The sequence below is a fragment of the Nocardia sp. NPDC057227 genome (assembly GCF_042669725.1).
Taxonomy (GTDB): domain Bacteria; phylum Actinomycetota; class Actinomycetes; order Mycobacteriales; family Mycobacteriaceae; genus Nocardia; species Nocardia asteroides_A.
On record NZ_JBHUXA010000008.1, the window covers coordinates 162676 to 180396 of the forward strand.

A 17721-nucleotide genomic window follows, 5' to 3' on the forward strand; every position below is an offset into this window, starting at 1 on the left:
CCGACTGGGAAGGTGCTCGCCGAAATCGGCTCAGGCGCCGTAGACGGGCTCCTGCGGCACCGATTCGGCAATCAGCTTGGCAACCACCGGGCCGAGCTCGGCCGGGTCCCAGCGCTGCCCCTTGTCGATGGGGGTGCCGTGCCGCCAGCCGTCGGCCAGCGCGACCTTGCCGCCCTCGACCTCGAAGATCTTCCCGGTGACGTCGCCGGATTCCGCGCTCCCGAGCCAGACCACCAGCGGCGAGATGTTCTCCGGCGCCATGGCGTCGAAGTCGGAGCCCTGGGTGGACATCATCTCGGCGAAGACGGTCTCGGTCATCCGGGTGCGCGCGGAGGGCGCGATGGCGTTCACGGTGACGCCGTAGCGGCCGAATTCCGCTGCGGCGGTGAGGGTCAGCGCGGCGATACCGGCCTTGGCCGCGCCGTAGTTGCCCTGCCCGACCGACCCCTGCAGCCCGGCCCCGGAGCTGGTGTTGATCACCCGGGCGGACGGCGTACGCCCGGCCTTGGCCTCCCCGCGCCAGTACTCGGCGGCGTGCCGCAGCGGCGCGAAGTGCCCCTTGAGGTGCACCCGGACCACCGCGTCCCACTCGTCCTCGGCCAGATTGACCAGCATCCGGTCGCGCACGAAGCCCGCATTGTTGACCAGCACGTCGAGCCCGCCGAAGGTGTCGACGGCCTGGCGCACCAGGTTGCGCGAGCCGTCCCAGTCGGCCACGTCGTCACCGTTGGCGACGGCCTCGCCGCCCGCGGCGCGGATCTCGGCGACCACCTGCTCGGCCGGGGTCTCGCCGGTGGCGGCGCCGTCCAGCGCCGAGCCGAGGTCGTTCACCACGACCTTCGCGCCCGCGGCGGCGAAGGCCAGCGCGTGCGCCCGGCCGATGCCGCGGCCCGCGCCGGTGACGATGACGGTGCGCCCGGCGCAGATCTGCTCGCTCATGCTCGTCCTTCTCCTGGTCAGCTCAGCTGCTCGTGGTGTTCGGTGGTCGCGGCGCCGAGGAAGGCGGGCAGCTCGCCGCCGCCGTGCACCAGCAGCGCCGTTCCGGTGATGAAGCCGGCCAGCGGCGAGGCCAGGAAGACGGCGCAGCGGCCGATGTCCTCCGGGCTGGCCAGCCTGCCCATCGGGATGGTCCGGCCCACCGCGGCGACGCCGTCGGCATCGCCGTAGTGCAGTTCGCTCAGCTCGGTCTCGACCGGGCCCGCGACGATCGTGTTCACCCGCACCTTCGGCGCCCACTCCACGGCGAGCGAGGTGGTCATGCTGTCCACCCCGGCCTTGGCGGCGCCGTAGGCGGCGGTGCCCGGCGACGGCCGCACCCCGCTGACGCTGGTGATGCTGGTGATCGTGCCGCCGCCCGGCTGGCCCCGCATGACCGCCTGGGCAGCCTGCGCGAGTTGCAGCGGGGCGAGCAGATTGAGCGCCACGATCTTGCTGTGGAAGCTCGGGCTCGCGTCGGCGGCAAGGGCGAAGGGCGCGCCACCGGCATTGTTCACCAGGTGGTCGAGCCTGCCGTGCCGCTCGACGATCGAATCGATCAGCGCGCGAACGGATTCCGGATCCCGAACGTCGGCGGGCAGGTACTCGACCGTGCGCTCCCCCACGGTGATCGGCGCGTCCGGCGGACGCCGCGCGCAGGCGACGACAGTCGCGCCGGCGGCCAGGAAGACCCGGCTGATTCCGGCGCCGACACCGCGCACGCCGCCGGTCACCAGCACGACGTGATCGGTCAGGTCGATATCGATGGCCACCGTGCTAACCTACCAAGCAACTGCTTGCTTTGCCAACGCTTCGATGGGACACGCGATGGGAATCAACCGTCACTCCGCCGCCCCGGGCGTCGCCGTCGTCACGGTCGACTACCCGCCGGTCAATGCCATTCCGTCGGCCGGGTGGTTCACCCTGGCCGACGAGATCCGCGCCGCGGGGCGCGATCAGGAGACCAGGGTCGTCGTGCTGCGCGCGGACAATCGCGGGTTCAACGCGGGCGTCGACATCAAGGAGATGCAGAGCAAGCCGGGGCACCAGGCGCTGATCGACGCCAACCACGGCTGCTTCGAGGCGTTCGCCGCGGTGTACGACTGCCCGGTGCCGGTGATCGCGGTGGTGCAGGGGTTCTGCCTTGGCGGCGGGATCGGGCTGGTCGGCAATGCCGACATCATCATCGCCAGCGATGACGCCACCTTCGGGCTGCCCGAGGTCGACCGCGGCGCGCTCGGCGCTGCCACGCACCTCTCCCGGTTGGTGCCGCAGCACCTCATGCGGGCGCTCTTCTACACCGCGGGCACCGTGACGGCGCAGCAGCTGCACCACTTCGGCTCCGTGTTCCAGGTGGTGCCGCGGGAAGAATTGGACGCCGCCGCGCTGAAGGTCGCGGAGAACGTCGCGGCCAAGGACGGCCGGGTGATCCGGGCCGCCAAGCGCGCCCTGAACGGCATCGACGTACAGGACGTCCACCGAAGCTACCGCTTCGAGCAGGGCTTCACCTTCGAGCTCAACCTGGCCGGGGTCTCGGACGAGATCCGGGACCGATTCGACGAGGATCTGGCGGCGCGCCGGTCCGGGAACTGAGGAAATACGATGCGCGACAAGCGGATGTCGCTCGACGACGTGGTCGGCGAGCTGCGCAGCGGGATGACGATCGGAATCGGCGGCTGGGGTTCGCGGCGCAAGCCGCTGGCGCTGGTGCGCGCGATCCTGCGCTCGGACGTCACCGATCTCACCGTTGTCACCTACGGCGGCCCCGACCTGGGGCTGCTCTGTTCGGCGGGCAAGGTGCGCAAGGCGTACTACGGCTTCGTCTCGCTGGATTCGGCGCCCTTCTACGACCCGTGGTTCGCCAAGGCGCGCACCGGCGGCGAGATCGTGGTGCGCGAGATGGACGAGGGCATGGTCAAGTGCGGCCTCGAGGCGGCCGCGGCCCGGCTGCCCTTCCTCCCCATCCGCGCCGGGCTCGGCTCGGACGTGCCGAACTTCTGGGAGGGCGAGCTGAAAACCGTCGACTCCCCCTACGGCGACGAGACGCTGATCGCCATGCCCGCGCTGAACCTGGACGCCGCGCTGGTGCACCTGAACATCGGCGACGCGCACGGCAATGCCGCCTACACCGGCATCGACCCCTACTTCGACGACCTGTACTGCCTGGCCGCCGAGCGCCGCTACCTCTCGGTGGAGCGCGTCGTCGAGACCGAGGAGCTGGTCAAATCCGTTCCGCCGCAGGCACTGCTGCTGAACCGGATGCTGGTCGACGGCGTGGTCGAGGCGCCGGGCGGCGCGCACTTCACGCTCGCCGCGGACGACTACGGCCGGGACGAGAAGTTCCAGCGGCACTACGTGGAGTCGGCCAAGACGCCGGAGGCGTGGCAGCAGTTCGTGGACACCTATCTCACGGTGCCCGAGGACCAGTACCAGGCCGCCGTGCGGCGATTCGCGGAGGAGCAGAAGTGACCGAGACCATTACCCGCGCCGAGGTCTGCGCGGTGGCGTGCGCCGAGATCTTCGCCGGGGCAGGCGAGATCATGGCGAGCCCGATGTCGCCGCTGACCACCATCGGCGCCCGGCTGGCCAAGCTCACCACCGAGCCCGACCTGCTGCTCTCCGACGGTGAGGCCCGGTTCTTCGCCGAGACCCCCGCGCTCGGCCGCTCGGCGCCGATCGAGGGCTGGATCCCGTTCCGCAAGGTCTTCGACGTGGTCGCCTCCGGGCGCAGGCACGTCGTCATGGGCGCGAACCAGATCGACCGCTACGGCAACCAGAACCTCTCCGCCTTCGGCGCGCTGCAGCAGCCTTCTCGGCAGATGTTCGGCGTGCGCGGGGCGCCGGGCAACACCATCAACCACGCCACCAGCTACTTCGTGCCGAAGCACGGGAAGCGGGTGTTCGTGGACAAGGTCGACATCGTTTCCGGCGTCGGGTACGACAAGGTCGATCCGGCCAACCCGGCGTTTCGCTTCCACCACCTGCACCGGGTGGTCAGCAACCTGGGTGTCTTCGACTTCGAGGGCCCGGATCACACGCTGCGCGCGCGCAGCCTGCATCCCGGCGTGACCGCCGACGAGGTCGCGGAGAACACCTCGTTCGAGATCGCCGGGCTGGCCGATGCTCCCGAGTCCCGGCTGCCCAACGCCGAGGAGCTGCGGCTCATCCGCGAGGTGCTGGACCCCAAGTCGGCGCGCGACCGCGAGGTGCCGCAGTGACCGGGCGGCTGCGCACCCCGCTCACCGAACTGGTCGGCATCGAGCACCCGGTTGTGCAGACCGGCATGGGCTGGGTGGCCGGTCCGGGCCTGGTCTCCGCCACCTCCAATGCCGGTGGGTTGGGCATTCTCGCCTCGGCGACCATGACCTACGCGGAGTTGGAAGAGGCCGTCGCCAAGACCAAGGCGCGCACTTCCAAGCCGTTCGGAGTGAACATCCGGGCCGATGCCTCGGACGCTCCCGAGCGGATCGACCTGCTCATCCGCGAGCAGGTTCGCGTGGCCTCGTTCGCTCTGGCGCCCAAGAAGGAGCTGATCGCCAAGCTCAAGGACGCGGGTGTGGTGGTGATTCCGTCCATCGGGGCGGCCAAGCACGCGGTGAAGGTCGCCTCCTGGGGCGCTGACGCGGTGATCGTGCAGGGCGGTGAGGGCGGCGGGCACACCGGCCCGGTCGCCACCACCCTGCTGCTTCCCTCGGTGCTGGACGCGGTCGACATCCCCGTCGTCGCCGCCGGCGGCTTCTTCGACGGCCGTGGGCTGGCCGCCGCTTTGGCTTACGGCGCGGCCGGGGTCGCGATGGGCACCCGGTTCCTGCTCACGCAGGAGAGTTCGGTGCCGGATTCGGTCAAGCAGGAGTACCTCGCCCGGCAACTCCAGGACACGGTGGTCTCGCTCAAGGTGGACGGTATGCCGCACCGGGTGCTGAACACCGAGCTCGTTTCCCGGCTGGAGAAGTCGGGTCGGGTGCGCGGGCTGAGCGCCGCCGTCGCGAATGCGGCCAAGTTCAAGGGGATGACCGGGATGAAGTGGTCGACCCTGGTCCGGGACGGGCTCGCCATGCGCAAGGCAAAGGATCTGACCTGGTCGCAGGTGGTGATGGCGGCCAATACGCCGATGCTGCTGCGGGCCGGGTTGGTCGAGGGGAATACCGAGGCGGGGGTGCTTGCCGCCGGGCAGGTCACCGGGATCATCGAGGATCTGCCTACCTGCGCCGAGCTCATCGAGCGGATCGTCGCCGACGCGGTCGCCCGGATCGGCACGCTCGCCGCGCTCCCGGAGAACACCCCCGCCGCAGGCTGAATCGGCCCACCGAGCCCCGCCGTCGATCTCGGCGCCGTCGGTGGGGCTGCGGGCAGATCTGTCAGAGATTGGCCGAGACGGGCCCTGGGGGCACGGCGTAGTTCAGTCGCCAATGAACAACAGGTACCCGTTGGCGCGCAGTGCAGCCGAGGCAGTTCGACGCAGCAGTTCGATCGCCTGCCGCTCGGGATCGCTCCGCACCTCGATCTCATCGATCCGATCGAGGACCAGCCCGAGCTGGTATCGGTTGAACATGGTGTCGCCGTACCGGAAGATCCCGCGCACCAGGCTGGTCTCCGGCTGCGCCGCGCACAGCTTGTACAGCGTGTCGTCCCTGTCGTCGCCGACATGCTCCAACTCGGCGTGATTGATGTCCTGGACGATGATTTCCAAAGCCAACTGGTCCTACCCGTCTCCCGCGGGATGCATGGTGATCACTGCACCGAATCTGTCCTGGACGACGATATAGTGCTGCGTCGCGGCACCGCCTCGCTTGGCCGACTCGTTTCCGATGTACCGATCGGGCACGGTGACTTCCCGACGGTAGGTACCGTCGCCTTGATCGATCGCGGGGCTGTTCTTCGCAGCTTCCACAAGCGCATACGGGTCTTCGCCGGCGTAGAAGGTGCTCTTCCATTCCGAATTCAGTCCCCCACCCGGATAGTGCTTGTTCCGGACATATTGCTCGCTCGCTGTTGTCAGAACCGGCGCGGGGACGGAGTTATGAATCTCAGGGGTGCCGCCTCTGCCTGACTCGTCCTCCATCAGGACGATGGGCACGGCGATGATATCGCGGAGTTGCGCAGCATGAAAATCGAGATCCGGCATCTTCGCGAAGGGGAGGCTTGTCACTACGACGGTAAAACTGCTCCTAGCCACAGTTGTATAAACCGGATCATCAAGATCCTTGTTGAATATCGGCGCCGCACATTTGACGATCACCTTCGCCGAATCAACGACGACTACGACACTCGGAATGGCCGTCTCCAGACGCTGCGCGATCGCCGTGCGCAGTTTCCCGAGCGCATCAAGATAGCCTTCCACGGAGAGCTCGACGACCTTCGAGGCACTGGCGATATCGATTGCGGCATCCCGCAGAGTCTCGAGCCTCGCTCGAATCTGGTCGACACTATCCGAAGCGGAATGGTCGAAGTTGTAGCCGATCTCCTTGATGCGATCCCCAGCGTCGGCCAGGTCCGGGTGTAGCGCGTGCGACAACCAGGCGTTGTCTTTCGCTCGCCGCAGCTTATCGGTATCCCCGTTGGGGATCGGCTCGACCTTCGAGAGCCCGACGCCGAGGATTTCGATACCGGTGCCGTTGTCGCCTCGGGCAGTCGGCGCTTCGCGGTAGGGGTTGCCAACCGGCTCGGAGGGGGCCGGGCGATCAGGATGTGGCAGCGTCTGGTTCGAGATATCCCAGTTGTATGCCATTGCCGCAAGCACATCGCCGTAATGCCGCAACGCTTCGGAAAAGAGGGAGCCAGCCGTCAACCACTCGACAGTTGCGGATTCGTAGGCCGAGATCCACTGCAGTGAAGTGGAATAGTCTCCAGCCAGTCCGGCACATGATCCGGTCAGTTCCCTATGCAAGGAATCAATTCTGGCGAGCACAGTTGAAGCAAGGTCGCCGCACCCCTGGGCTGCTTTTCGGTAGTCGGTGGCGTCTATATCCCAGCCCATTCGCTGCCCTCAGGACATCTGACGGTTGAGCTCGGCGGCCCGGACATAGCGGTCGCGCGCCTGTTGTACTGCATCCCCCGCCGATCGGACGTCAGCAACGAAGGCCCTGGCCGTGGCGCCCCATCCGCGCTGTGCATCGTCGAAAGCTCCCGCAGCGATGCCCTCCCAGCTCTCACCTAGTACCGCCGACATTCGCCTATCGAACTCATCGAGATGCGCCTCGATGAATCCGGCCAACCCGGTCAAAAGCGTTGCGACTTGTTCTAGTTGATCGACATCAACGGTGAACCGCTGGCCCATGAATCCCCCCGGAAAATCGCTCCGGGGCGATATTACCCTCCCGGCCCGCCTCTCCGCTCTATGGTATGGCTGCAATCTGAGCACCGCAGGTCGTCGAGCGGGTGCGGTGGGTCGTCAAAGGCATCGTCAGCGCTGCCGTTGCGCGCATCGGTGCGCTCGATCCCGCCAAGCACTGATTGCCGGTGTTCGTGCCGAGCGGTACCGTCTGATCCGACCGGGGCGGGGAGACGGTACCGGCCCCGCATCGGCAGGGAGGGTGCGGAGATGCGCAGGGCAGGGGTTATTGCTGGGGCGCTCGCCGTTGCGTGCCTGAGTGCGGGGTGTGGGCCGACGGTGGAGGAGGTTGCGCCGGAGTCGTCGGTGGTTGTGACGGTGGCGCCGAGTACGAAGGCTGATCCCGATGCGGGGCTGTGGGATCCGTGCGGGCTGCCCGATTCGGCCATTTCCGCGACGGGATTGGATCCGGGGAGCAAAGTGCCGGACGTGGGCGGCGTCGACTTCGACGGGTGGAAGGTCTGTAGCTGGCAGGGCAGCACCGGATGGTACAGCCTCGCCGTCCTCTCCGGCGAACCGACGTTGCAGGAAGTTCGGTCGCGCACCGACTTCGTTGGATTCACCGACCGCACCGTCGGTTCGCGACCGGCTGTGCAGTTCCGCGACGCCGGAGACGACCGGGGGCTCACGTGCTCGATCTCCGTGGAGGTTCCGGAGGGATCTGTCATGTTCACTCTCAACACGCGATACTCGGTCGGTAAGCAGGGCGATCCCTGCACTGAGGTTCGGCGTCACGCCGACGACCTAGCCGTTCACCTTCCCTGAGGCGGGCACATGAATGACGCAGCGGGAACCTTCGAATGGGCTCAGGTCCTAGAATCGGCCGAAGCGGGCGAGTTGGCACTCGACCCCGGAGTCGCCTCGAACCTCGACGCGGTCTGCGATCGGTACATATCGCGGCTCGATCAGATGCTCGATACCGTCCGCGTGGTCGACAAGATCAGCGGATTCGGCACCTTTCCTTCCGCGACGGTTCTCGAGCAGAAGTTCTCCCTCAAGGCCGCCGGCGGCGACCACTCCCTGGAGGTCGTCCTCATGCAGCACATCGACGCCGTGAAACTCGCCAAACAAGCCGTCGCGAAGGCGATCCAGAACTTCCTCGAACAGGACACCGCCTCCGGCGACCACATCTCGGGGACCACACCATGACCTACGACGACTACCGCGCCCGCATCATCGACGCGCAGGAACAGTGGAACCGCGAACGCGACACCATCTACGACTTCACCGCCCGCGCGAACACCGGCTTCACCGGCGAATACGACCCACCGAACATCCCCGCCCCGGACAACTACGACAGCATGACGCTGACCCAGATGGTCGACGCGGTGAACGACATGCGCCCCTCGGTGGCGCAGCAGGCGGCGGAGGCGTGGACGGGGATCGGCATGAACCTCACCGGCGCGGTGAGCGTGTTCAACGAGGAGTTCGCGCGCACCGTGCAGGGCGGGTGGCAGGGGGCGGCGGCAGAGTCGGCGGTCACGGCGGTGCAGAACTACACCCGGCGGTCCGAGGATCTGGCGACGGCGGCGGCGATGGTCGGGCTCAAGCTCTCCGAGCTGCACACCGGACTGCATCAGACGCAGGCGCTGATGCCGTACGTGACGGAGCGCCCGGACGTCGCGGGCAAGACGCTCCCGCAGGAGGGGGTGATGAAGGCGGGCGACTACGCGGAGGAGGAGGCGACGCAGGAGGCACGGCGGGTTCTGCGGACCGTGTACGGGCAGGTGGCGCAGCAGACCGATCACGGTGTGCCCGTGCTGCCCGATGCCCCGGTGATCGTGAACGGACCGGGATCGGAGGGGCCGCCCGCGAGCACTCCGGGAACCCCGACCAGCACCGACAGCACCGGTCCGGCCGGAACCGATACCCCCACCGCCGAGGAGGAGCCGGTCGCCGACGCTCCCGCCACCGACACCCCGACCACCGACGCCGGGACACCGACCGAGGATCAGTCCGACAGCGAGCCGCAGACCGAAGCCGCGGGTACCGAACCCACCACCCAGTCCACAACCCCCACGTCGACAACGCCGAGCACCACACCGGCGAGCACAACACCGAGCCCGACCAGCACCGTGCCCGGCACGCCGTCGACCACTCCCGGGACACCTTCGAGCCCCGGCACGCCATCGAGCCCCGGCACGCCATCTAGGCCGGGAACCCCCTCTCCCGGAACCCCTTCAGGCACTCCGACCACCACGCCCGCACCGGGCCGCAGCATCGCGGGCACTCCCCCGACGACCACTGCCACACCCGCGACCACCACCGCGACCACCGCCAACACCCGTTCCACCACCGGCACCCCCGGCATGATGGGCGGAGGCGCGGGAGCAGGCCGCCGCGACGACGAGAACGCCACCGGCACCAAGGACTACCTGGTGAACCAGCGCAACGGCGAGGAACTCACCGGCCTGGACGCACTGCCGAGGACGGTGCCGCCGGTGATCGGCGGCGACAATGCCTGAGTGGCGTTTCAGCGGCCTCGAATTCGAGCTGCTGTGGAGCGCCTACGGCCGCGACCGCCTCCCGTATCCCCTGCGCTACCGGCCGGAGCCGATGGACTTCCGAGATCTGCAGCAGCTCAGGGAGGCCGCCGTCACCACGCTCACCGGCATGTACGCGGTGGAGCTGGAACGCGCGCTCGACATCCTGCTGGAGCCGGACGTACGGGTCGAGGTCACCGGTCTGGACCACACCGACCCGGCGCACCTCGTGCGCTTCCACGGCGCGATCCGGGCCAATGCGGGCACCGCACTCACCCAGGAACCCGGCCCCGCCCCGGACACGGGCGCGGACATCGTGCTCCGCTACGGCCGGGCCGGGCAGGTACCGGCGGCCGCCGTCGCCGCGCTGCCCGCGCAGCCGCCCGGCTCCCAACCGGCGATCCGCCTGCCCCGCGCGGACATTCGCACCGACCGCGACCGCCCACTGCGCGCGACGAACGGCGCCATCGCCCGGCTCGACCGCGTCTTCGCCCGCCGACGCCGCGCACTCGGCGAGGTCACGGTGTCCCCCGGCCCCGCCATCGACGCCCGCCCGGCCCCCGGCGACAGCTTCTGGTGGATGGACTACGACGACGGCCGCTACCTGGTCCGCACCGGCGACCCGATCGAGGCCGCCCCGCTGAGCGCCGACGCCATGGTCACCGAGATCGAGCGCCGCGCGGTCCGCGCCCAGCGGTGGCACCGCGAGAACGAGCGTGCCTCGGGCTGAACCCCGCTACTCTCTGGCGCATGAACGCGGTGCAGGTGCAGAAGAAGCTCGAACTCTCGTCCGACGAGGACTTCGTCCTCACCGCCTGGCAGTACCGGATGATGCAGCGCGACATCGCGGCCTCCAAGGGCAAACATCTGCCCGCCAAGCGCGAAGTCCGGAATGCCTTCCGCACCGCGGCCGCCGCGGCCATCGCGCAGCACGACCGGGAGTGGTCTCCCGCGGTGGCCGAGGTAGTGCTCCTGATCAGCGCAAATGGTGCCGCACCGAATTTCGAGGCGCTCGAATCCGCCGGGCCGGAGATCTCCTCGGTCGTGGCGCGGCGATCCAGGGCCCTGCTTCTGCTCATCGACCTCTACGGCTTCGAGCCGTGGGCGGAGGGCAAGTGGGAGAAGGCCGCTCGTGCCGAAACCCTCAGTGCCGCGCACGCTTCGATGAGCGCGCTTCATCCTGAGGATCTCGAGGCGGTGGAGAACGCCTATCGGCACGCGATCAAGAAGCTGTCCACGTCGGGCAACTGGACCAAGTACGCGCTTCTCGCGGGGGCCGGCCTCGGACTCGGCGTGCTGACCGGCGGTCTCGCCGCCCCGGCCATCGCCGGGGCGTACGGCGCACTGGTGCTCGGCTATTCGGGCGCGGTCGCCACGACCGCGGGGCTGGCGGCGCTCGGCGGCGGCTCCATCGCCGCAGGCGGTCTCGGCATGGCCGGTGGCGCCGCGCTGATCACCGGTGTCAGTGGTGCGGCTGGCGCAGGAATGGTCACGCTCGCGGGGAAGGCCGCCGGGCTCACGGCGGCGCGCATCGCCGCCGATGCCGTGCGGCTGCACGTGGTGACCCAGCTCGTGCTCCGCGATGTGGACGGCGACGAAGAGGCGGCGAAGGCCGTGATCGTCAGCCTGCGCGAGCGGGTCACGAATCTCGGCAAGACCGTCGCGGCGCTCGCCGAGCACATCGACAAGCTCCGGGTGCAGGTCGAGACCAAGCAGTCGGAGCTGGACGCGGAGCGGGAGCAGCGGGTCGCGGCGGAGGATCGCGTCGCCCGGTTCCGCGGGGTCGCCGACCGGCTCAAGGAGCGCGTCACCGGACCCGAGGACGACGAACTCAAGACCTTGATCGCCGAGCTGGACGAGCTCACGGACGAGAAGAAGACCGTCGAAACGCTCGCCGACGGGGTCTCGAGCCTCGCCGACGATCTCGAGGAAGCGGCGTGAGCGTCGTCGACGACGACTACATCGGCAACCTGGACGTCCTCACCCGCGACCTCGACGCCATCGAGCAGCTCGCCGCGGCAGCACTTTCGGACGCTCCGATCGATCACGTGGCGCGGCAACGGCTCGCGACCGCGCCGGTCGGGCTCGACTACGCCGAACTCACCGACCACCATCGGGAACGACGCGCAGTCGAGATCACCGACCTGCTCGATCCCGTCGCGCTTGCACAACTCGACGAATGGCGAGCCGCCCAGCGGCTGCCGTGGGAGCGCGGCGATCTGCTGGTCGTCGGGATCTCCGGCCTGCTGGGCGCGCTCGCCAACCTCTACGACCACCGGGTGGACGCCGCCGTGCTCGGCGGACTGGCCCAGCTGAAGAAGAGCGATCTGCTGCGCCGGTGGGAGCGGGAAACTGCCCGGCTCCCCATCGACTACACCGGCCCGAAATTCGGCGGCCCGACCCATCGGGTCAAGTCCGCGGGGCACGACATCGGTCGCTTCTACACGGCCCTAAACCAGATCCGCACCGGGATCTTCGAAGGGACCTGGTGGGAGGAGGGCAGGCAAATGACCGGACTGGCGACGACCACCCGCTCCGGGCTGCCGTTCGCGCAGGCGCCCGAGCCGCACCTCGCGGTCGCGCTGCTGCTCAAACACTGGGCCGCCGATTTCGTCACCCCTATGAGCCTCCCGCTCCCCGGGTGGACCCTGCTCTGCGAGATGCCGGACCCGACCCTGCGCAAGTTCGCCCACGACGCCTACGCAAGCGGCCTGAATCTCCGCTCCGGACTGCTGACACCCGGGCTCGGCGTGCTCGCGACCGAGGTCGTCATCCGAACCCACACGCACCTCGCGGCCTATCGGTCGACGGGCACCGCGCAGCTGTCCTCCGGCGCGGCGGCCAAACGCACCGAGATGCTGTTGGCCGCGCACGCCGCGGCCGGCGCCATCAGCGTCTCGAAAACGGCCGCAGCGGCGGTCGCCGGGGAGACAGCGGTCGCGGCCAGGCACCTGAACGTTCCGGTTCTCCTCCGGATCGGCACGCTCGCGCTGCAGGTCCGCTCCGATTCCGCGAGCCGCGCGAATGCCGGAGCACCCTCGTGGGAGGAACTGCTCGCCGAAGAGGCGGCGACGTGGACCTTGCCCGAGGCGCTCACCATCGCGGACCTGCTTGCGGTCGGCACATCAAAGTGCCCACAGTGATGCAAAGGGGATTTCGGGAAGCTCCTCGGTGACTTGATTGTCCAATTTCACCCGGACGTCCGGCACCCATCGGGAAAGTTCGCTCCGGAGCTTCCCTGCCACAGTGCGGTTGATCCGGTACTCGAACGTCGCGCCCACTGGGGGAACTGGGTCGGCTCACTCGACGATCGAGATGTCCGGTCGACCCGGTGGCGGGGCCGTCAGAAGACTCCCAACGACGCATGTCCGCTCGCTATGGCACTCTCGGCGGCTTGGTCGGTGAAGTGCCACGGAGCACCGAATCAGCTGGGAATGATCAGTATTCGAGATGAATGGTGTCGGCCATTTCGCGCATCTCGCGCGTGAGGGTGCGTCGCCTTCCGATAATGCGTCCGAGAATGTCGCGCGCCAGGCGCTGCTCCACGAGCCAGGGGCGGGCCTCGTTCGAAAGCTTGATCAGAACGCCGAAAGCGGCGTCATAGGAAGGAAGTTCGAGGTTGGCTGCTGCCACGTCCAGCAGGTGACGGTTCCGGTTGTCCGAGGTCGGGCGCAGGTCGGGAGGGATTTGGCGGGCGAGCCGCAGTGCCAGGTCCGGCCGGTCGTCCACCACGGCGTTCTCGACGCGCTTCATGTCGACCACGGCGGTGTCGAATGTCGTCCAGTACTGGTGGTAGGGGCCGGGTTCACGGCGCACGGCGACCGCCCCGGCGCGAGCGAGCCGCATCATGTCGTCGGCTTCGTCGGGCCGGTTGTCGCGAATGGCCGCGGCGGACCCGCGAAGCAGCAGCCACCCCCAGGTCGACAGCTCACGGGTCGTTGCCGTCGACATGCGCGGTTCGATACGGTCTGCCCATTCCGCAGCCAATCGGCGCACCGCGTCGAATCGCCGCTCCACCAGCAGTAGCCAGCACTGGGTGATCACCGCCGATGCCGCGTCGAGTTCGTCGCCGGTCGACTCCGCGTCGGCGACGGACCGATCCAGGGCGATGCGGGCAGCGCTGTGCTGGCGGGTCTGCACCATCGCCGAGCCGGCGAGTTGCAGCACCCTCGAGCGCATGAGCGGCGTGGCGGTGCCGCTGTCCTCGATCAGGGCTGGAAGCACGCGGGCCAGCTGCTCGTATTCGTTGTCGTGGTAGAGCCGGGTGGCGTAGGCCAGGACCGGTTCCATGCCCGGATGCGCTGCCGACTCGGTGCCGGGGTCGAGCGCTGCCAGGGCATCCCGCGTCGGTGTCCAGATCTCTGCGGCCGCTACGTCCTCGGGTGGTACGGGTTGCGGCCCGAGCAGTGCGGTCAGTGGGCAGTTCAGAGCCACCGCGAACCGTCGCAGGGTGTCCATGCGGGCGCTGGTGCGCTCGCCCTGTTCCACCTTGCGGACCAGCGACAGCAAGACCCCCGCCGCAGCGGCCAGCTCACGTTGGGTCATGCCGCGGCGCACCCGCACCGACCGCAGCAGTTCCCCGAGCTGGGCAGCCATACAACGAGGCTAACGCGTTCTTCCAGGCGAGCCAGCCCGAGCGCGATAGCGCCGCCGCTGGCAATCACCTCAGGACGCCACCGGAGTGGTCGCCCGTGGTGGCCAGGGTGGAGAAGTAGGCCTACCAAGAAGCTCTCGAGCGACGGACCCGAGTACGTGCTTCGCACGGGGCGCGCCTAGGATTCAGCGCCCTGACAAGTGGGTTCGCCGCACCGCGATCGCGCTTAGGGCGCTCGTGGCCGGCGAGTGCTGCGTGGACGATAGACACTCGGCGAGAGCCCTAACATCTAAACTCGTTCGCTGCAGGATGGCCGACGCTGCTTCGGGCCGTCATCACTTCGACGACAGGGGGGTTTCGATCAAGCTCTTATCGAGCGCGAGGTGTTGGAATGGGTGAGGCATGGCCCGAGGCCCGCTTGCAGGACGCCCGGGGGTCGATCGACAAAGAGGTCTACGACGTGGTCGAGGACCTCGTAAAGAATCAGAAATGGCGGTTGCGCGCGCAGGGCCACAAGTATGCGATCTACTGCCCTTGCATGGATGGGAGCGGGGATTTCGTCACGCTCCCAGGAACCTCTAAGAACCCCGGAAATGCCGCTAAGCGAGTCAAGCGATCTGCGGCGAAGTGTCCTGACCGTCACGAGTTGATGAAGTAGAAGCTCTCTGTCCATCATCGATTGGGCACCGGATCAGCTGTGGCCAATTGACAACAGCCGAGTGAGGGGCGCATGCTGGTGGCATGTCCACGATCGAGTTCGAGCTCATTTTCGAGGTGCCAGAGGTCTCCGGCCCTGGTGACCCGCGAATAGAGCAGGTCGAGGAGCATCTGGACATCGTGGTTCAGTCCCACTCCGGCCTCACGCTGGCTACTGTCACAGCTGACGGAGCCGAGGTGCTCGCCGCAGCCCTGAACGCGGCGCATATTCTGGCGGTTTGCGGTCTTCGACCGGTGCGGTCCCATCCGGATCTGGTCACCCGCCAGGACATCGCCGAGCGAGCCGAAGTGACCCGCCAAGCAGTTGGAAACTGGGTTCGGGGCGAGCGTCTGCGTACAGATCCCTTCCCCGTACCGGCAAATCTGGTCGGTGGCGGTGTCTGGCTCTGGGGCGATGTTGTCGCCTGGCTCCGCCGACAGGGTCATGAGACCGATGATCTGGAATTTCCTTCGCTGAGTGATCACACCCGCATCGATAGTGCGCTCATCGAACTATCAGGAGACTTGACCCAGCCGAGCGCTGCCGTCCGAGGGGCACGGCCTTCGAACGGATGCGAAATCACCGGTTTCGTCAAGCTGGCCGGGGAGCGAACAGCGACTCTTTACGCCCCATCCGGAACTGACGCGCATCATTCCCTGGCAGGCGAGAGTTTCCAGGCGGAATACGGCCTTGCAGTATGAGCGACAAATCCTCATCTCCCGGTGTTGCCACCGACGCCAGCACACTTCTCGCCCTTTCCGAACTCACCGACATCGTGTTCTACGAATGTAGTGGACGCCGCGATCGCGACTCCGGAGAAGCGCCCCTATCCATACAGATCGCGCTCGGCCGAGAGAAACTCGGTCTCGAGGTTCGCTGCCGAGCGACGATCGCCGGCGCCGGGGGCGAGTACGTCGCGGATGCTTCAGCTGTTTTCACATTCCGAGAACCGGTCGAGGCCACGGAGGAAGCCATCACCGACTTCGCGGCCCGGGTCGGGGTCATGGCGGTCTACCCCTACCTTCGCGAATCCATCACCCAGTCAAGCGCGAAGCTTGGTCTGCAACGGCCGGTCTTGCGCCTCCTCCGGCCAGGCGAGGTCTCGCTCACAATCACTGATCAGGTCGGGGAAGGCGCATCCGAACTGGCACAGCACGGCAAAGGCTGACCGCTCCGGCCCGAGCGGGCCAACTCCGAGGACCCTCAGGACTGTCTGCCGCGTACGCGAATACCGGCGCTGACCCGCTCGTAACCGAGTTGTCCGCCGCCGCAACGCGGTGCGCCGCGCTCTGGGCGGCGCACCGCGTCGAGATGCGGCGCACGCGCCCCAGGCGGGTGCGGCACCCGGAGTTCGGCGAACTGGAATTCGACTGCCAGGTGCCGCATATCGTTGATACCGATCAGCGGACGATTGCGTGCTATCCCGAGCCGGGCTCTCCCACCGCATCGGGGTTCGCCCGGCTGACCGAACTCACAACCGCTCGATGATGGTGGCGTTGGCGGTGCCACCACCTTCGCAGATGGTGAGCAGGCCGTACCGCCCGTTCCGCCGCTCCAACTCGTTCAGCAGCGTGGCGAACAGCTTGGCCCCGGTGGCACCGAGCGGGTGGCCCAGCGCGATAGCCCCACCATTCGAGTTCACCTTGTCCGGGTCGGCCCCGGTCTCCTTCAACCACGCCAGCACGACCGGTGCGAACGCCTCATTGATCTCGACCACGTCGATGTCATCGATGGTCAACCCGGTCTTCTCCAGCGCCCACTTCGTCGCCGGAATCGGCGCGGTGAGCATGAAGATCGGGTCGGCGCCGCGGGCGGAAACGTGGTGGATGCGGGCGCGCGGCTTCAGCCCGTATTCCTGGACCGCCCACTCCGAGGCGAGCAGGGTGGCGCTGGCACCGTCGGAGATCTGGCTGGCGACGGCCGCGGTGAGCGGGCTGCCCTCGGCGAGCGCAGGGAGGGAGGCCATCTTCTCCAGGGTGGTCTCGCGCGGGCCCTGGTCGACGCGGAAGTCGCCGACGGGGACGATCTCGTTGTCGAAGCGGCCGTTCTTGATGGCGTCGCGGGCGCGCTCGTGCGAGCGGAGGGCCCACTGCTCCATGTCCTGCCTGCTGATGCCCCACTTCTCGGCGATCAGCTGGGCGCCGCGGAACTGCGAGACCTCGTCGGTGCCGTAGCGGTCGTCCCAGCCCTTGGCGCCGACGAAGGGCGAGTCGAAGCCGTACTCCTTGCCCGCGAGCATGGCGGCCGAGATCGGGATGGCGCTCATGTTCTGCACGCCACCCGCCACGATCAGCTCGGCGGTGCCGCTCATGATGGCCTGGGCGCCGAAGTTGATGGCCTGCTGGCTGGAGCCGCACTGCCGGTCGACGGTGACCCCGGGCACCTCCTCCGGATAGCCGGCGGTGAGCCACATGGTGCGGCCGATATTGCCAGCCTGCGGGCCGACATTGTCGACGCAGCCGACGATCACGTCATCGACCAGCGCCGGGTCCACGGGGTTGCGGTCGAGCAGGCCGCGCAGCACGGTGGCGCCGAGGTCGGCGGGGTGCACCTGGGCGAGCGCGCCATTGCGCTTGCCGACGGGGGTGCGGACGGCGTCCACGACATAGGCATCGAGGGCGCGGCGGGGTGCGGACATCGG

20 protein-coding genes are annotated in these 17721 nt (G+C 68.1%); 13 read left to right on the plus strand and 7 right to left on the minus strand.

The annotated features are described in order from the left end of the window. Window positions 1–30: 30 nt before the first annotated feature. Window positions 31–939, minus strand: coding sequence for an SDR family oxidoreductase (locus tag ACFUJ1_RS14095; RefSeq protein WP_378645554.1), 909 nt, complete (start codon window positions 937–939; stop codon window positions 31–33). Between the two features lie 17 nt (window positions 940–956). Further along, entirely contained in the window at window positions 957–1748 is a 792-nt protein-coding gene (locus ACFUJ1_RS14100; protein WP_378645555.1) for an SDR family oxidoreductase, read from the minus strand. A 55-nt stretch (window positions 1749–1803) separates the two neighbouring features. On the opposite strand from ACFUJ1_RS14100, the gene ACFUJ1_RS14105 reads away from it, so the two are divergent. From ACFUJ1_RS14105 to ACFUJ1_RS14120, 4 genes are read left to right on the plus strand one after another with little or no spacing between them, the layout of a single operon-like run. Further along, window positions 1804–2568, plus strand: a complete 765-nt coding sequence (locus ACFUJ1_RS14105; protein WP_378645557.1) for an enoyl-CoA hydratase family protein — start codon at window positions 1804–1806, stop codon at window positions 2566–2568. A 9-nt stretch (window positions 2569–2577) separates the two neighbouring features. Continuing rightward, on the plus strand, window positions 2578–3444 hold the full coding sequence (gene ipdA, locus ACFUJ1_RS14110) for a cholesterol ring-cleaving hydrolase subunit IpdA (RefSeq protein ID WP_378645559.1): 867 nt from the start codon (window positions 2578–2580) through the stop codon (window positions 3442–3444). Beyond that, the gene (locus ACFUJ1_RS14115) at window positions 3441–4193 is read left to right on the plus strand and encodes a CoA-transferase subunit beta (protein ID WP_378645560.1); all 753 of its coding nucleotides are present in this window, start codon (window positions 3441–3443) and stop codon (window positions 4191–4193) included. The genes ipdA and ACFUJ1_RS14115 overlap by 4 nt, the downstream gene beginning before the upstream one ends. Further along, window positions 4190–5272 (plus strand): NAD(P)H-dependent flavin oxidoreductase, encoded by a 1083-nt coding sequence (locus ACFUJ1_RS14120; protein ID WP_378645562.1) that lies wholly within the window; start codon window positions 4190–4192, stop codon window positions 5270–5272. Before ACFUJ1_RS14115 ends, ACFUJ1_RS14120 begins: the two co-directional genes overlap by 4 nt. A gap of 102 nt (window positions 5273–5374) precedes the next feature. Here the strand turns inward: ACFUJ1_RS14120 and ACFUJ1_RS14125 are convergent, their stop codons facing one another. The 3 genes from ACFUJ1_RS14125 to ACFUJ1_RS14135 are packed head-to-tail and all read right to left on the minus strand — an operon-like array spanning window position 5375 to window position 7252. After that, window positions 5375–5665 (minus strand): hypothetical protein, encoded by a 291-nt coding sequence (locus tag ACFUJ1_RS14125; RefSeq protein ID WP_378645563.1) that lies wholly within the window; start codon window positions 5663–5665, stop codon window positions 5375–5377. Between the two features lie 12 nt (window positions 5666–5677). Continuing rightward, on the minus strand, window positions 5678–6952 hold the full coding sequence (locus ACFUJ1_RS14130) for a hypothetical protein (protein ID WP_378645565.1): 1275 nt from the start codon (window positions 6950–6952) through the stop codon (window positions 5678–5680). A gap of 9 nt (window positions 6953–6961) precedes the next feature. Then, window positions 6962–7252 (minus strand): WXG100 family type VII secretion target, encoded by a 291-nt coding sequence (locus ACFUJ1_RS14135; RefSeq protein ID WP_378645566.1) that lies wholly within the window; start codon window positions 7250–7252, stop codon window positions 6962–6964. Between the two features lie 264 nt (window positions 7253–7516). Here ACFUJ1_RS14135 and ACFUJ1_RS14140 point away from each other — a divergent pair, with 264 nt between their 5' ends. Genes ACFUJ1_RS14140 through ACFUJ1_RS14165 form a run of 6 tightly spaced genes read left to right on the plus strand, consistent with a single transcriptional unit; the run spans window position 7517 to window position 12932 of the window. Continuing rightward, window positions 7517–8071, plus strand: a complete 555-nt coding sequence (locus tag ACFUJ1_RS14140; RefSeq protein WP_378645568.1) for a DUF3558 domain-containing protein — start codon at window positions 7517–7519, stop codon at window positions 8069–8071. A gap of 9 nt (window positions 8072–8080) precedes the next feature. Next, a complete protein-coding gene (locus ACFUJ1_RS14145) occupies window positions 8081–8455 on the plus strand; it encodes a hypothetical protein (RefSeq protein ID WP_378645569.1) in 375 nt (124 codons plus the stop codon). After that, window positions 8452–9771, plus strand: coding sequence for a hypothetical protein (locus ACFUJ1_RS14150; protein WP_378645571.1), 1320 nt, complete (start codon window positions 8452–8454; stop codon window positions 9769–9771). Before ACFUJ1_RS14145 ends, ACFUJ1_RS14150 begins: the two co-directional genes overlap by 4 nt. Further along, window positions 9764–10519 carry an ESX secretion-associated protein EspG gene (locus ACFUJ1_RS14155; RefSeq protein ID WP_378645572.1) on the plus strand — a complete coding sequence of 252 codons (756 nt, stop codon included), beginning with the start codon at window positions 9764–9766 and terminating at the stop codon, window positions 10517–10519. Before ACFUJ1_RS14150 ends, ACFUJ1_RS14155 begins: the two co-directional genes overlap by 8 nt. Window positions 10520–10539: 20 nt before the next feature. Next, window positions 10540–11730, plus strand: a complete 1191-nt coding sequence (locus ACFUJ1_RS14160) for a hypothetical protein (protein WP_378645574.1) — start codon at window positions 10540–10542, stop codon at window positions 11728–11730. After that, window positions 11727–12932, plus strand: a complete 1206-nt coding sequence (locus ACFUJ1_RS14165; protein ID WP_378645575.1) for a hypothetical protein — start codon at window positions 11727–11729, stop codon at window positions 12930–12932. The genes ACFUJ1_RS14160 and ACFUJ1_RS14165 overlap by 4 nt, the downstream gene beginning before the upstream one ends. Window positions 12933–13227: 295 nt before the next feature. On the opposite strand, the gene ACFUJ1_RS14170 is transcribed toward ACFUJ1_RS14165, so the two are convergent. Next, a complete protein-coding gene (locus ACFUJ1_RS14170) occupies window positions 13228–14385 on the minus strand; it encodes a helix-turn-helix domain-containing protein (protein WP_378645577.1) in 1158 nt (385 codons plus the stop codon). Window positions 14386–15124: 739 nt separating this feature from the next. Between ACFUJ1_RS14170 and ACFUJ1_RS14175 the strand changes: the two genes are divergently transcribed. Genes ACFUJ1_RS14175 through ACFUJ1_RS14185 form a run of 3 tightly spaced genes read left to right on the plus strand, consistent with a single transcriptional unit; the run spans window position 15125 to window position 16568 of the window. Further along, window positions 15125–15781, plus strand: a complete 657-nt coding sequence (locus ACFUJ1_RS14175; RefSeq protein ID WP_378645578.1) for a hypothetical protein — start codon at window positions 15125–15127, stop codon at window positions 15779–15781. Further along, window positions 15778–16248 carry a hypothetical protein gene (locus ACFUJ1_RS14180; protein ID WP_378645580.1) on the plus strand — a complete coding sequence of 157 codons (471 nt, stop codon included), beginning with the start codon at window positions 15778–15780 and terminating at the stop codon, window positions 16246–16248. The genes ACFUJ1_RS14175 and ACFUJ1_RS14180 overlap by 4 nt, the downstream gene beginning before the upstream one ends. A 41-nt stretch (window positions 16249–16289) precedes the next feature. Further along, window positions 16290–16568, plus strand: coding sequence for a hypothetical protein (locus tag ACFUJ1_RS14185; protein ID WP_378645737.1), 279 nt, complete (start codon window positions 16290–16292; stop codon window positions 16566–16568). On the opposite strand, the gene ACFUJ1_RS14190 is transcribed toward ACFUJ1_RS14185, so the two are convergent. Then, window positions 16552–17718, minus strand: coding sequence for an acetyl-CoA C-acetyltransferase (locus ACFUJ1_RS14190; protein WP_378645581.1), 1167 nt, complete (start codon window positions 17716–17718; stop codon window positions 16552–16554). The genes ACFUJ1_RS14185 and ACFUJ1_RS14190 overlap by 17 nt on opposite strands. Window positions 17719–17721: the final 3 nt, after the last annotated feature.

Excerpts from the sequence above, each read along its gene's own strand:
- ACFUJ1_RS14095 (WP_378645554.1), bottom strand. The coding sequence starts at position 939 with ATGAGCGAGCAGATCTGCGCCGGGCGCACCGTCATCGTCACCGGCGCG.
- ACFUJ1_RS14105 (WP_378645557.1), top strand. The coding sequence starts at position 1,804 with ATGGGAATCAACCGTCACTCCGCCGCCCCGGGCGTCGCCGTCGTCACG.
- ipdA (WP_378645559.1), top strand. The coding sequence starts at position 2,578 with ATGCGCGACAAGCGGATGTCGCTCGACGACGTGGTCGGCGAGCTGCGC.
- ACFUJ1_RS14130 (WP_378645565.1), bottom strand. The coding sequence starts at position 6,952 with ATGGGCTGGGATATAGACGCCACCGACTACCGAAAAGCAGCCCAGGGG.
- ACFUJ1_RS14135 (WP_378645566.1), bottom strand. The coding sequence starts at position 7,252 with ATGGGCCAGCGGTTCACCGTTGATGTCGATCAACTAGAACAAGTCGCA.
- ACFUJ1_RS14140 (WP_378645568.1), top strand. The coding sequence starts at position 7,517 with ATGCGCAGGGCAGGGGTTATTGCTGGGGCGCTCGCCGTTGCGTGCCTG.
- ACFUJ1_RS14145 (WP_378645569.1), top strand. The coding sequence starts at position 8,081 with ATGAATGACGCAGCGGGAACCTTCGAATGGGCTCAGGTCCTAGAATCG.
- ACFUJ1_RS14150 (WP_378645571.1), top strand. The coding sequence starts at position 8,452 with ATGACCTACGACGACTACCGCGCCCGCATCATCGACGCGCAGGAACAG.
- ACFUJ1_RS14155 (WP_378645572.1), top strand. The coding sequence starts at position 9,764 with ATGCCTGAGTGGCGTTTCAGCGGCCTCGAATTCGAGCTGCTGTGGAGC.
- ACFUJ1_RS14160 (WP_378645574.1), top strand. The coding sequence starts at position 10,540 with ATGAACGCGGTGCAGGTGCAGAAGAAGCTCGAACTCTCGTCCGACGAG.
- ACFUJ1_RS14170 (WP_378645577.1), bottom strand. The coding sequence starts at position 14,385 with ATGGCTGCCCAGCTCGGGGAACTGCTGCGGTCGGTGCGGGTGCGCCGC.
- ACFUJ1_RS14175 (WP_378645578.1), top strand. The coding sequence starts at position 15,125 with ATGTCCACGATCGAGTTCGAGCTCATTTTCGAGGTGCCAGAGGTCTCC.
- ACFUJ1_RS14180 (WP_378645580.1), top strand. The coding sequence starts at position 15,778 with ATGAGCGACAAATCCTCATCTCCCGGTGTTGCCACCGACGCCAGCACA.
- ACFUJ1_RS14190 (WP_378645581.1), bottom strand. The coding sequence starts at position 17,718 with ATGTCCGCACCCCGCCGCGCCCTCGATGCCTATGTCGTGGACGCCGTC.